The organism is Rhizobium etli 8C-3, assembly GCF_001908375.1.
Taxonomy (GTDB): domain Bacteria; phylum Pseudomonadota; class Alphaproteobacteria; order Rhizobiales; family Rhizobiaceae; genus Rhizobium; species Rhizobium etli_B.
This window is the reverse complement of sequence record NZ_CP017244.1, coordinates 1,152,544-1,166,658: the sequence shown is the minus strand read 5'-3', so window position 1 is coordinate 1,166,658 and position 14,115 is coordinate 1,152,544. Positions and strand designations below refer to the sequence as shown.

Below are 14,115 nucleotides of genomic sequence, written 5' to 3'. Positions count from 1 at the left end.
GTATATGACAGAAAGCTTATCCAAAGAATAACAAACCAACTACGGACCTGGTGGTCCGGTGGCGGTGGAAACGCTGAGATCTTCGCACTCGTCATCGGCATCAGTCTCACCGGATGGCATGGAATGGCCACGTCACACGATGAGAACGCACAGCGTGTTTAGGGAGCCGGCTGCGTCATTGCGGCCGGTTGACTGTCGCAAGGGTGCGATTTTAACGTTTGATTAACCATGTCCGCCGTTTATTCCCCGTCAACGGCCGGTCGGGTCGTTGATTCGAACATCCATTGCACGAAGTGCCGATGGATATCTGGAAAGACGATTTTGCGGCGGCACCCAAAATGCGCTTGCTGGGGTTGATATCGGGGGTCGCGGCGGTCTTGTTGGCCGGTTGTGTGTCGACGAGCGGCAGTGTCAGGCAGCCCTCGGCGCCCGAGACCGTGGCCAGCGAAAAGGCACTCATTCTTCCGCCCCCCGGCGGGCCGGCCATCGTCAGTGTCGTCGAAACAAGGCGCGGTAACGGCGTGGAGCAGATGCTTTGGCTGTCTACCTCCTCTTCCGTGCCGGGGCAGAATTTCCTGAAGGTGCAATTCTATGGGGCCAGCGGGTCCAATCCGGGGGCGGGAGGCGATTCCTACAAGATGATCAACGAGAGGGGGGTTTCTCGTGAAGCATGGGTGGCCGCCCCGGGCGTTGCGATGGCGAGGAACTATACCTTCCTGCAAAACAACTATGGGCCCTTCGCTTATGCCGCAGGTCGCAGCCGCGCCGGCGATACCTGCCTCTATGGCTGGCAGCAGATCCGATCGAACCAGGCGGCACACTCGCAAGCGCGCAATTTCGGGATGATCCAGGTGCGGCTTCGCCTTTGCGACGGGCGTGCCAGCGAGCGTCAGCTCTTGAGCGTGATGTATGCCTATACGCTCACCGGCACTCTCAATGGAGAGATATGGAACCCTTACGGTGAGGTAAAGGGCGCCGATGAGGTTCTCGGCCGCGCCGGCAGTCCCGTCTACCCCGATGACGGCGGCCCCCGCCAAGGCGCCATTGAAATCGGCTATGAACCGGCCCCGACCGCCGTGCGCCGTCGGCAACGTCAAGTCAAGGCGCCGGTAACAGCGACCACGCCGACACCGGTCGGGGTGCGCGTACCGCTGCCGGACGAAGCTTTCGAAACACCTGGGGCGAGTACGCAGCCGATGCCGGCGCCAGACCCCGTTCAAGAAGCGGCAAAGGCAGGTGGTATCACCGTGCCTTCGCCCGACTGCATAGGCGATGTGGCCATGACGGCCGCATGCCGAAGATAGGAAATGCATAGCCGGCGCCCGATGCCCGGCAATGCTTTTGAAGGGACGTCGATGCATAAGGCTCGAAGCATCTTCACCTGGGCGATCGTTTCGCTCTGCGTCATAGTATTGATCACCTTGCCGGTGAACCTGCAGACTCAGCTCATTGCCAGTATCACCGTCGTCACGATCATGGCCGTGATCAAGGTCCTGAAGGGGGAGGGCACATGGCGCCTGATCGCGCTTGCCTTCGGTACTGCCGTCGTCTTGCGTTATGCCTACTGGCGCACCACGAACACGCTGCCGCCCGTCAATCAGCTTGAAAACTTTATTCCCGGTCTGCTGCTCTATCTCGCCGAAATGTACAGCATCGCAATGCTGGCGCTCAGCCTCTTCATCGTCGCGACCCCACTACCGCCGCGCCGCTCGCGCCCTGTCAAGCAAGAGGATTTCCCCCATGTCGACGTCTTTGTGCCCACCTATAACGAAGACGCCCATCTCCTCGGCAATACGCTCGCCGCCGCAAAGGCGATGGATTATCCGACCGACAAATTGCAGGTCTGGCTGCTGGATGATGGCGGCACGCTGCAAAAACGCAATTCCAACAAGCTGCTCGAAGCCCAGGCTGCCATTGCCAGGCACAATGAACTGAGGCAGCTGTGCCAGGCACTCAGCGTCAATTACCTGACGCGCGACCGCAATGAGCATGCCAAGGCGGGCAATCTCAACAACGGCATGCAGCATTCGACGGGCGAGCTCATTGCCGTCTTCGACGCCGACCACGCACCCGCCCGGGATTTCCTGCGCGAGACGGTCGGCTATTTCGACGACGACCCGAAGCTCTTCCTCGTGCAAACCCCGCACTTTTTCATCAATCCAGATCCGCTGGAGCGCAATTTGCGTACCTTCGACAGCATGCCGAGCGAAAATGAGATGTTTTACGGCATCATCCAGCGAGGCCTGGACAAATGGAATGCGGCCTTCTTCTGCGGCTCAGCCGCAGTTCTAAGCCGTCGCGCGCTGCAATCCACCAATGGCTTTAGCGGCATCAGCATCACTGAAGACTGTGAGACCGCATTGGCGTTGCATGGCGCCGGCTGGAACAGCATCTATGTCGACAAGCCGCTGATCGCAGGTCTTCAGCCTGCCACCTTCGCAAGTTTCATCGGCCAACGTAGCCGCTGGGCGCAAGGCATGATGCAAATCCTGCGATTTCGGTTTCCGCTGTTCAAGCGCGGTCTGTCGATTCCGCAGCGCCTCTGTTACATGTCCTCGACGCTGTTCTGGCTCTTCCCGTTCCCGCGCACGATCTTCCTGTTCGCGCCGCTCTTTTATCTGTTCTTCGATCTGGAAATATTCACAGCCTCCGGTGGTGAGTTTCTTGCCTACACACTTGCCTATATGCTCGTGAACCTGATGATGCAGAATTATCTTTATGGGTCGTTCCGCTGGCCGTGGATATCGGAGCTTTACGAGTATGTGCAGACAGTCCACCTTCTGCCTGCCGTCGTTTCCGTCATGATCAACCCACGAAAACCAACCTTCAAGGTCACGGCAAAGGACGAATCGATTTCGGTCAGCCGCCTTTCGGAAATCAGCAGACCCTTTTTCGTTATATTTGCCGTGCAGATCATTGCGCTCGCCATTACGATCTATCGCATCTACGCCGAGCCCTACAAGGCGGATGTGACGCTCGTTGTCGGCGGGTGGAACCTTATCAATCTCATCATGGCAGGCTGTGCGCTTGGCGTGGTGTCGGAGCGCGGCGAGCGTGCCGCATCGCGGCGTGTGCGGGTCAATCGGCGATGCGAATTCGGCGTCAACGGCAAATGGCATACTGCCTCCATCGAGGACGTCTCGGTCCATGGAGCGCGTCTCCATGTGTTCAACAAGCAGCTGGACCCGATGACGATCGGCGCCGAAGGCGAAATCCGCTTCCGCCCCTATAGCGGTGCTAACCTTGAAACTCTGCCGCTCATCGTTCGCAACATGGAGCGTGACGGCGATATCATGGCTGTTGGCTGCCAGTATATTCCGAAGAGCGCGCTAGATCATCGCCTGATCGCCGATTTGATCTTTGCCAACTCCGATCAATGGGCGCAGTTTCAGGAATCGCGCCGGCGCAATCCGGGCCTCATCCGCGGTACCATCTGGTTCCTCGGCCTATCGCTTTATCAGACAAGCCGCGGGCTCATCTATTTGTTCCGCAGCATGCGGCCGGAGCGCGAAGCGCAGCAGCAGATGGCAAAGGTGAACGGCTGATGAGGACGTGTCTTGCCGCTGCACTGTTTGTCGTCACCACCTCGACGCTTACCTCGGCTCAGACTGCACAGGCGCCTGCGCCCTTTGACATGTCGCCTGAGCGCCCGGCCGGTCTTCATCCCATGGTGCCGCGCCTGTCGTTGCCTGCTCAAACCGTGACGCCGCCCGTTGCGGTTCCAGCCGCACCGTCGGCAACTGCCGCCCCGCCGCAACCTTCCAGATCATTTCCGGGCTCCGCAAATCCCGATCAGCTGCAAGCCGTCCAGCCGCCCGGCACCCCGCCAGAGGCGGCCAGCGGCATGCGCCGCTACGTCGTTCCCTTCGACAAATTCACCCTGGAGGGCGAATACGACCGGAAGTCCTGGAGCGTCTACCTCACCCCGGAACAGGCATCCGCGCCGGCACGATTCAATTTCGCCTACCAGAACTCCATCGTCGTTGCGCCGGAAGCCTCGCAGATCACCGTGCTCATCAACAACCGTCCGATCGGTCAAAAGCAGATCGCATCGCCCGACACACCCGTTCAAGTCAGCTACGATGTTCCGCGCGGTCTCTTGCAGCCCGGCGCAAACCTCTTGACCTTCGAGGCGAGCCAGCGTCACCGCACGGACTGTACGATCCAGTCGACTTATGAGCTCTGGTCGAATATCGATCCGGCGCAGTCCTATCTGAGCTTCGAAGGGCAAGACGCTGCAAAGCAGTCAAGCATGGATGCCATTCGTGCGGTCGGCGTCGACGGGGCCGGCAGAACGGAATTTGACCTCTTCGTTCCAGCCCTTGAGCAGCCTGGCACGACGAAGCCACTGCTGCGCCTTGCACAGGGACTCTCCGTGCTGAGTGGTATGCCGAACCAATCCATCTCCTTCAGCGTCGACACGCTGCCGGCAGCCGGTGCCGGCAAGCTTACCGTTCTGGTCGGTACGACGTCCGAGCTGCAGCCCTATTTTCCAGATCTGCCACCGGCGGCTCAGTCCGCAGCGCTCGCGACATTCGTCACCGACCCGCATACCGGCTCGCCCGTGCTTCTGATCAGCGGCCCTTCGTGGCAGGCAGTCTCCTCCGCCATCGATACCATCGTCTCCCCAACCGACATCGCCCCGGGAATCAGGCGCGATACCCTCACAACAGAGCGCTGGAGCGCGCCAAACGCACCTTTGATACTTCGCGACACGCGGCTTACATTCGCCGATCTGGGCGTGAAGACGACCGAGTTTTCCGGGCGGCGTTTTCGTACGAACTTCAATGTCGCGGTTCCTTCCGACTTCTATGCGAATGCCTATGGAGAAGCGACAGTTCTGCTGGACGCAGCCTATACTGGCAGCGTCCTTCCCGGTAGCCATATCGACATCTATGTCAACGGCAATATCGCATCGACGATGCCGATCACCGGAACCGGGGGCGGCATCCTCCGTCATCTGCCGATCCGCGTGGCGATGCGCCACTTCAAGCCGGGCCTCAATTCGCTCAGTCTTGAAGCAATCCTCACGACGAGCGATGACAACATATGTGTGCCCGGTGCGACCGCCTCGACCACGTCGCGATTTGCCTTGTTCGATACGACTGAGTTCCGCATGCCGGATTTCGCCCGCGTCGGGCAGCGTCCCAATCTTGCCGCCATGGCTGGTACCGCCTACCCCTATGGACGGCTTGCCGGTCCGATGCCGCTCTTCATAGACCGAATTGATGCCGACACGCTTTCTGCCACGGCCACGCTGCTTGGCCAGATGGCCGTAGTTTCCGGTCGTCCGATGAACGTAGAGCCGACGGCTTCGCCAGGTTCAATCGGTGATCAGGACGCCGTGTTCATCGGTTCCATCTCGCAATTGCCGGCGGCGGTATTGTCCCAGCTGAATATCTCCGCCGCAAGCCAGGCCACCTGGCGCCCGGTACCCGATACGCAGGTGGTCCAGCCGGATACCCATTCCGCTTTCGAGCAATGGCGCTCGAAGGTAAGCAGCGGCGCATGGCGCGGTCGGGTCACGGCATTCCAGGAGTGGCTGCGCAGGAACTTCGACATTTCGCTGAGTTCGCTGCAATTCGTACCGAGAGCAGAAGCCGTCTACAGTCCGTCCAATGTGGCGAGCCTGATGATTGCGCAAGGCGCCAGCCCGACCGGAGCCGGGGCCTGGACAGTCGTCGCTGCCCCCTCGGCAAAGGACCTGCGCGAGAGTATCGATGCTATGACGGAGCAGCGCAACTGGCCGCAGATTTCCGGGCACATCACCACCTATTCCGAAAAAACGGGCGAGATCGAAACCGTGCCGGTGTCGCGTTTCGACTTCGTGCCCTCCCAGCCCTGGTCAGTTGCAAATTTTAGGCTGATCGCCGCCAACTGGCTTTCCACCAACATCCTTTCCTATGCCTTTTTACTTGTCGTTCTTTCGATTCTCCTCGGCATGGCGACCTCGGGCATGCTCGGCAGACTGGGCAGGGGCAAATGAAGAGGATCGCGGCAACGGCGCTGGCTGGTGCACTCGCTTTTGCGATTGCTGTCGAACCCGTTCAGGCCCAACAGGTACTCGTCGATCCAAAGGCGTGGACTGCATACAAGGCGCTGTTTGTCGATAAGAGCGGCCGTGTCATCGACAACGGCAACGGCAATGTCAGCCACAGCGAGGGCCAGGGTTACGGCCTGTTGCTTGCCTACCTCGCCAACAACCCCGCCGATTTCGAGCAGATTTGGTATTTCACCCGCACTGAACTGCTTCTGCGCGATGACGGGCTTGCTGTATGGAAATGGGACCCTTCAGCCAAACCGCATGTGACAGACACCAATAACGCCTCGGACGGCGACATGCTGATTGCCTATGCGCTTGCGCTCGCCGGCAACTCCTGGAAGAGGAGCGATTATATCGAAGCCGCTGCCAGGATGGCCCAAGCGCTGCTTTCCGAAGCAGTTGTGGAGGCCGGTGGCCGCACCGTGCTCTTGCCTGGCGTCGAAGGTTTTACAGCTTCCGACCGCACCGACGGGCCGGTAGTCAATCCCTCCTACTGGATCTTCGAGGCGATCCCGGTGATGGCGCTGCTTGCGCCGTCAGGCCGGTGGCAGAAGCTTTCCGATGACGGCCTTGCACTCCTGAAATCCCTGCAATTCGGGCCGCGCAAACTTCCAGCTGAATGGGTAAGCCTTGCCCGCCGGCCAGCACCAGCGGAAGGTTTCGATGCGGAGTTCGCATACAATGCGGTTCGTATCCCGCTCTATCTCGCAAGGGCAGGGATTATCGACAAGGCCCTGCTTTCCAGGCTGCAACTTGGCATGACGGCGGATGGTGCTCCGGCCACAATTGATCTTGCCACGGGTAGCGTGAAGACGGTGCTGTCCGACTCGGGTTATCGAATTGTTAACGATGTTGTGGCCTGTGTGGTCAACGGCAAGAAACTGCCCCCGACCGCCCGGCAGTTTTCGCCTGCACTCTACTATCCGTCCACGCTCCAGCTGCTCGGGCTGGCCCTCGTTGTGAAGAAACATCCGGAGTGTCTGTGAAGTCTTCCCTCATCGCATTGTCGGCTGCAGCGGTGGTGGCCCTCGTGATTACCGGGGTGAAGGACCGTGGAGCGCTGCTGGGGAAATTCGGCATCGGACGCTCGAACCTGCAGACGGACCGTCCGATGCAACCGGGCACGCTCGACAGCCAGCCGATCGACGTCCAGGCAGTCGCCGATCGCCTTCAGGAGGCGGCACCGGTGCTGAAGGCGCAGGCGCCTCAACCTCAGCAGGCGGCCGCCCCAGCGGCTCAGCCGCAGCCGGCCTGGGAGGGGCGATCGGCCCAACAGCTGCCAGCGCCGCAACCGGCAGCTCAGCCCAAGGTCGACGAAAGCGCGCTGCGTTACTTTGCAAGCCGCGGCGACAAGGTCCGCCTGCAGGCCGAAATCTCCCGTCTTCAAGCACTTTATCCGGACTGGGTGCCGCCCGCCGATCCGCTGGCCGTGCCGCAAGGCGGCGACAAGCAGCTCGAAACCATGTGGCAGCTTTATGCAGAGGGTCGTTATGCAGAGCTTCGCAAAGCGATCACCGACCGCCGGACTGTCGATGCCAGCTGGCAGCCGCCCGCTGACCTCATCGATCGCCTGGATGTCGCCGAAGCCCGGGCGCGGCTTGTCAATGCGTCCGACCTCAAACAGTACACAACCGTCATCGAGATCGGCGCTGCGACCCCAAGCCTTCTGACCTGCAGCGACATAGACGTCTTGTGGCGCCTCGCCGAAGCCTTCGTCCATACAGGACGAGAAGCGCGCAGCATAGATGCCTACAGCTACATCCTGAAGAACTGCACGAACCCGCAGGAACGCGTTGCCAGCGTCCAGAAGGCTTCGGCATTGCTGCCCTATCAGGCCATGCAGCGGCTGCTTGCCCTCGAGCAGCCTGCCGTGAGCGGTGCGCGCGAGTTCGATAGCATCCGTGACGAGCTCGCTCGCCGCTTCGTCGCTGAAGGCAACGCCGATCCGAAGCTCGATGTCGCGGCAGACTATGTATCGCGTGTAGCGCGTCTGGCGCAAAACCAAGGGCTCGCCTCCGACGCGCTCCTGCTCGGCTGGTATCAGCTTCGACGCGAGAATGCGCCAGAGGCGGAGAAGTGGTTTCGCGCAGCTCGTGCCAAGCAGGATTCGGCATCCGCATCGCAGGGCCTGGCACTGGCGCTTGTCGCCCGCAAGGCGCCTCAAGAGGCCGAGGATGTGATGTACAGGTGGCGCAGCGATACCAAGGATGCTACCGATACCTATCTTGCCGCTGCTGCCAATCTGATGGCTTTGCAGCCGCCCGCCGATATAAGCGAAGACGTCCTTGGTCGCATGGCAAAGGAGACCATTGCGCACAAATACGTGCCGGCCGCGCAGCAATTCGGCTGGTATGCGCGCTCGCTCAATCAGCCACACACGGCAGCGCGCTGGTTTGAAACCGCACTTCGCTGGAAACCGGACGACGAACCTTCCGCCTATGGTCTTGCCATCACGCATGAGCAACTGAACAACCGCAAGGGCGTTGCGGAAGTCCAGCGGATTTGGGCCGGCCGCTCGCAGCGTATCGCCTCGCTTGACGATGCATCGCAATCGCCGCCCTCGGTCGAGGCGCCGCTTCAAGCGCCCGCCCCACAAGGGGTTGCGCGGGCAGCTGTGCGGGCTCAACCGGCTGACGGGGGAGGCGCAACCGAGCGCCCTGGCCCGGTTGTGCGAACGGAAAAGTCGGCAACGCAGACAGTGATTGAGCAGGGAGGCACCCGTCAGCCGCGCGGCTGCTCGACCACGGCGGATGCGAACCTCCTCAGCCCCGATGCCGCGCTCAGCCGCGGCTGGTGCCTGATGGATCTCAATCGTCCGATGGAAGCTGTCGCCGCTTTCGAAAGAGCCTTGAAGGGCTCTGCGCGACAGACACGCGAAGACGCCGCCTATGGACAGAGTCTCGCTTACCTGCGCGCCGGGCTGTCCAATAATGCAGCCGTTGCTGCAACACGCGCGCCTCAAAGCCGTGAGCGCGCCGCCGAACTCCAGGTTTCAATCCTTGCTGACCGGGCACTGGCCGCTTATGGCGCCAAGCGGTATCGCGAGACGCTGATCTATCTCGATCAGCGAGCGCAGCTCAAACGCGAGACGATCGATCTCATGGTATTGCGCGGCTATTGTTATCTGAACCTCGAAATGTATGGCGATGCCGAACGGATATTCAATGCGGCCGCCGCCACTGGCAGTAAGGATGCCAACAGAGGGCTAGCCGACCTCAAGCAAGCCACGCGCCCGGAGACATCGGGCTGATCGGCTTTTGCACGCAGCGTCGCTGTCGGCGTCCCGGCACAAACTTCGTTCTCACGCAGCCGTTGCCAGTTCGACGCGGTTTCGTCCAGCCGTCTTGGCGCGATAGAGCGCTCTGTCTGCGGCCTCGATTGTTGCACGAATATTGGTGCTGCTCGAATCGAAAGCCGCGACGCCGATGCTGACCGTAACCTTGATCGTGGTAACACCGACGATCAAGTCTTCTGACTCGATTGCATGGCGGATCTTCTCGGCAACGGTTGACGCGTCGGCCTTTTTGGTATCCGCAAGCAGAATGATGATCTCTTCGCCCCCGTAGCGAGCCGCGACATCGGTGTTGCGCACGGTCCGGCGGATGAGATCGGCAACCCGGGACAGTACGGTGTCGCCCACATGGTGCCCCCAGGTATCGTTGATCTTTTTGAAGTGGTCGACATCGAGCATAATGATGGAGAAAGGCCGCCCGCGGTTGTTCGCCTCCTCGGCGCAGCGGTCGGCCGCCCGCTGGAAGACGCGGCGATTGGGTAGCTTCGTCAAAGGATCGACGCTTGCCTCATTCTCGAGTATCCGCACCATCCGGACCCGCTGCTTTTCGCGCTCGAGCAGATCGGCAAGGAGGAGGACGCCGAGAATATTGGCAAGCATGACGGGTGCTGCAGCGCTCAGAAACAGGTCTTTGGCGACCTCCGGAGGTAGAAAGACAAGGACGATGAATGAAGACACCGTCGCAAGACCGAGCAACAGCGACCTCAGCCAGCCGGTGCCGACGCGGTGACGGGGTATGAGCGTGCTGGCGTAACCACTCAGTGCTACAATGATGACGCTCACCGCGCCGCCCGTCGCGCCGACGCCGCCAAGAACCAGGCGGTGCGCGCCAATCATTGTTGCAGCAATGATCGTGCCAATCGGTCCGGTGTAGAGGGGGGAGAGAATGAGAAGTATGGACCGGGCGTCATAGATGAGACCCGGTCTCATCACGATCGGGTCATTCATGGAAAGTATGCCGCCGAAGCCAAACAAAAGACCAGCAGCAACACCCCTCATCAATCTTTGGCTGATGGTGCGAATGACCCACGCATAGCCATAAACGACTAACACAGCCAGCGCCAGGACACGTATGTAAGCGGCGACGATTTCGCTGATTTCCATGCTTCTCTGTTAAATGTCCGATGACACGGGTACGTGATTGCAAATGAGCACCGATAGATGGCGGCCGTCCGGCACAAGACAAGGGTGCTGCGCTGCCGAACGTGCCACAGTCGCGCTTTGGATTGCGGCGCCGCCGACCTCTGCGGAGAGGCCGCGACCCGGCAGAACGCAACGCACATCCGCTCCGGCATGGCCGGAATAACCAGTCATCGCCGGATGCGTCCAGCCCTTTCTGTTTCGGCCTTTTGACATCCGATCGCCAGACGACATCGGCTCCATTCGCCGGTCTATCCGACCGGCGGTGCGACCTCGAAGCGTGCGATCTCGGCACCGGCCTGTAGGTAAACGCCGACTTGGGCCTTGAGCCGGATCGTGCCGGCCCGCGATGCCGTCACCTGGGTTTCCATCTTCATCGCTTCCATCACCGCGATCAGGTCGCCGGCCGCCACTTGCGCGCCATCCTCGACCTTGAAGGCCTGCAGCGTACCTGAGATCGGCGTAGTCACGCTCGAGGTGTCTTCCGCCCTTGCGGCGGTCGCCGGTTCGGTGTTTTTGCCTGCAAGCGCGCCGAGACCGGCCAGCAGTGCGCCCGGAATGCCGATCTCATGGCGCCTGCCGTCGATTTCCACATGGGTGCGGACCAGCGAGGGGTCGGCAACCGGTTCTGGCCGGGCTTGCGCTTCAAGACGATTGGCGAAATCTGTCTCGATCCAACGCGTATGCACCTTAAAGCCGCTTTCGCCCCTAAAATCCTTCGTCTCGACCGCGGCGCGATGGAAGGGCAGGACAGTCGCAATGCCGTCGATCTTGAATTCTCTGAGCGCGCGGCGCGAGCGGCTGAGCGCCTCGTCGCGAGTAGCGCCGGTGACGATCAGTTTCGCCATGAGCGAATCGAAGGTGGCAGGCACCATCGAGCCGGAGGCGACGCCGCTGTCAACACGGATGCCAGGCCCCGCGGGCGGCTCGAAGACGGTGATTTTGCCCGGGGTTGGCAGGAAGCCCCGGCCTGGATCCTCGGCATTGATACGGAACTCGATCGAATGGCCCCGCGGAACAGGCGTCTCGGTCAAGCGCAGCGGCAGGCCGTCGGCGATACGGAACTGTTCGATGACGAGGTCGATGCCTGTAGTCTCCTCGGTTACGGGATGCTCGACCTGCAGGCGAGTGTTCACTTCAAGGAAGGAGATCGTGCCGTCGGAACCGAGCAGGAATTCGACCGTACCCGCACCAGAATAGCCGGCGGCAGCGCAGATCTTCTTCGCAGAATCGTGGATCGATCGGCGCTGGGTGTCGGTAAGGAAAGGGGCGGGTGCCTCCTCGACCAGCTTCTGATTGCGCCGCTGGAGCGAGCAATCACGGGTGCCAAGCACCAGCACATTACCGTGCTTGTCGGCCAGAACCTGCGCTTCTATGTGGCGCGGACGGTCGAGGAACCGCTCGAGGAAACACTCGCCACGGCCGAAGGCGGCTGTGGCCTCGCGGACTGCAGATTCATAAAGTTCGGCTACGTCCTCCATCCTCCAAGCGACCTTCAGGCCACGGCCGCCGCCGCCGTGGGCAGCCTTGATGGCAACGGGCAACCCATGCTCTGCGGCAAAGGCGATGACTTCGGCAGCCGACTTGACGGGGCCGACGCTACCGGCAACCAGCGGCGCGCCGACGCTGGTGGCGATCCGCCGCGCTTCGACTTTGTCGCCCAATGCCTCGATAACATGCGGATCGGGTCCGATCCAGGTGAGGCCAGCATCAATCACTGCACGGGCGAATTCGGCCCGTTCGGACAGAAAGCCATAACCGGGATGCACTGCATCTGCACCCGAGCGCCTGGCAATGCTGATCAATTTGTCGATGTCGAGATAGGTCTCGTCCGGACGAGAGCCGACGAGCCCATGAGCCTCGTCGGCCGCCTTGACGAAAAGCGCGTCCACATCTGGATCGGCATAGACGGCGACGGATTGCAAGCCGTGATCGCGACAAGCCCGGATGATGCGCACTGCGATCTCGCCGCGATTGGCGATCAGGACCTTCTTCATGGAGTGTCTCCTCACTTGATTTTGGCCGTCATCGATCTCGATCCGTGGCGGGCAGAATATCGCCGAAAGTCGTCACCGGCCGGAATCGAATTTTGGCATCAACCGGAATCTGTCCGGCGAGATCGAGATGGTATTCGGCGACCGTGCCGATGACGGGATAGCCGCCAGTCAGCGGATGGTCGGCAAGGAAAAGGACCGGCTGGCCGCTGTGCGGCACCTGGATTGCGCCGGTCGCCGTACCTTCGCTCGGCAATTCAGCCCTGTCCTTGCGCTCCAACGGGGCTTGGCCGGAAAGGCGGATGCCGACCCGGTTGGACTGCGGTGTCACCTGCCAGAGTTGGCCGGAGAGGGCAGCGATACCAGCTGCGGTAAACCAGTCGCTGCGCGGCCCCATGATCACGTCGAGCGTGACGGTTTCGTCGGCTGCCGGAAGGTCGAAGGCCGGCGCTTCATGAAGCGAAACGCTGGTCAGGGCCGAGCTATCGTTGTCAATGGCCAGCACTGCGCCTGCGCTGACAGGGGCGGGGCCGACCACGGCCAGCGTATCGGTCGAAGCGCTGCCGAGTACCGGCTTCACAGAAAATCCGCCGCGCACGGCGAGATAGCTGCGTATACCTCTCGGTGCATGGCCGAGCGTCACGACATCGCCCGGTTCAAGCGAGATCGGCTGATAGGTCCCGGCGCTGATCGTGCGGTCAGCTGCGTCACGGATGCTGATCGGGCAGGGCGCGCCGGTGAGCGCCATGACGGTGCGGCCAGAAACTTCGAAGGAAAAACCGCCAAGCGTGATCTCGAGGCAGGGCATGCCGGCCGGATTGCCGACCACCCGATTGGCCGCCTTGAGTGAACCCTGGTCAAGCGCACCGGAGGATGACACCCCCTGGCCGGTCTTGCCGAAGCGACCAAGGTCCTGAAACAGCGCCGGCATAGGGGCGGCACGAACCTTGAGCGCAGGGCCCTCCGAGGCAACGTCCGGGGAGCGGACTGCCAGGGTCTTGGTCGTGGTCCTGGTAGTTGAGACTGCTTTCTTTTTGAGGTCGAAGAAATGCACGCGGTAGCCGGGCTGAAGGAGTGCTGGCGGACTGCGTGATAGATCCCACATCTTTTCCGGCGTCGTGCCGATGATTTGCCAGCCGCCGGGGCTTGCCTGCGGATAGACACCGCTGAAGGCGCCGGCCAAAGCAACCGAGCCGGCCGGGATCCTTGTGCGCGGGCTCTGGCGGCGCGGCACCTGCAGTGCCGGATCGCCGCCCGTGAGATAGCCGAAGCCGGGCGCAAAGCCGCAGAAGGCGACGGTGAATTCGCTCTCGGTATGGCGGCGGATGACGTCCTCGACGGACAGGCCTGTAAGGTCGGCCACATCTGTCAGGTCCTCGCCGTCGTAGCAAACGGGAATTTCGACGGACTTGTCGGAGGGTGCCGCGCGAAGCGACAGATCGCGCGTCGCGATCTCGCCGGCCAGCTTTTCCAGCGTCAGCCTTTCCGGCCGCAAGCGAATCATCAGCGTGCGGGCCGCAGGCACCATGTCCTCTATACCCTCCAGCGGATCAGCCTTGAGCGTGGCAAACAGCGCCAGCGTCTCGTCGAGATCGGCCAGTTCGACAAGCATGGTTGTCAGGCTGACAGGCAAAAAACGCATCTGA

Annotated in this window: 8 protein-coding genes; 5 read left to right on the top strand and 3 right to left on the bottom strand. The window is 61.4% G+C overall.

Features of this window, described 5'->3' with window-relative positions:
- Nucleotides 1-338 precede the first annotated feature (338 nt).
- From bcsN to AM571_RS30450, 5 genes are read left to right on the top strand one after another with little or no spacing between them, the layout of a single operon-like run.
- On the top strand, nt 339-1,304 hold the full coding sequence (bcsN, locus tag AM571_RS30470; RefSeq protein WP_074065675.1) for a cellulose biosynthesis protein BcsN: 966 nt from the start codon (nt 339-341) through the stop codon (nt 1,302-1,304).
- Between the two features lie 51 nt (nt 1,305-1,355).
- Nucleotides 1,356-3,545 carry a UDP-forming cellulose synthase catalytic subunit gene (gene bcsA / locus AM571_RS30465; protein WP_074065674.1) on the top strand — a complete coding sequence of 730 codons (2,190 nt, stop codon included), beginning with the start codon at nt 1,356-1,358 and terminating at the stop codon, nt 3,543-3,545.
- Nucleotides 3,545-5,986: a cellulose biosynthesis cyclic di-GMP-binding regulatory protein BcsB gene (locus AM571_RS30460; RefSeq protein ID WP_074064687.1), complete on the top strand. Its 2,442-nt coding sequence runs from the start codon at nt 3,545-3,547 to the stop codon at nt 5,984-5,986. Before bcsA ends, AM571_RS30460 begins: the two co-directional genes overlap by 1 nt.
- Entirely contained in the window at nt 5,983-7,029 is a 1,047-nt protein-coding gene (locus AM571_RS30455) for a glycosyl hydrolase family 8 (RefSeq protein WP_074064686.1), read from the top strand. Before AM571_RS30460 ends, AM571_RS30455 begins: the two co-directional genes overlap by 4 nt.
- Complete coding sequence (locus AM571_RS30450) at nt 7,026-9,293, top strand: tetratricopeptide repeat protein (protein WP_074064685.1); 2,268 nt, start codon at nt 7,026-7,028, stop codon at nt 9,291-9,293. Before AM571_RS30455 ends, AM571_RS30450 begins: the two co-directional genes overlap by 4 nt.
- A 51-nt stretch (nt 9,294-9,344) precedes the next feature.
- Here AM571_RS30450 and AM571_RS30445 read toward each other — a convergent pair whose 3' ends face one another.
- The 3 genes from AM571_RS30445 to AM571_RS30430 all read right to left on the bottom strand — a co-directional run bounded on the left by AM571_RS30445 (nt 9,345) and on the right by AM571_RS30430 (nt 14,111).
- Entirely contained in the window at nt 9,345-10,439 is a 1,095-nt protein-coding gene (locus AM571_RS30445) for a GGDEF domain-containing protein (protein WP_074064684.1), read from the bottom strand.
- 287 nt (nt 10,440-10,726) lie between these two features.
- Nucleotides 10,727-12,472 carry an acetyl/propionyl/methylcrotonyl-CoA carboxylase subunit alpha gene (locus AM571_RS30435; RefSeq protein WP_074064682.1) on the bottom strand — a complete coding sequence of 582 codons (1,746 nt, stop codon included), beginning with the start codon at nt 12,470-12,472 and terminating at the stop codon, nt 10,727-10,729.
- A gap of 28 nt (nt 12,473-12,500) precedes the next feature.
- On the bottom strand, nt 12,501-14,111 hold the full coding sequence (locus tag AM571_RS30430) for a 5-oxoprolinase/urea amidolyase family protein (RefSeq protein WP_074064681.1): 1,611 nt from the start codon (nt 14,109-14,111) through the stop codon (nt 12,501-12,503).
- Nucleotides 14,112-14,115 lie beyond the last annotated feature (4 nt).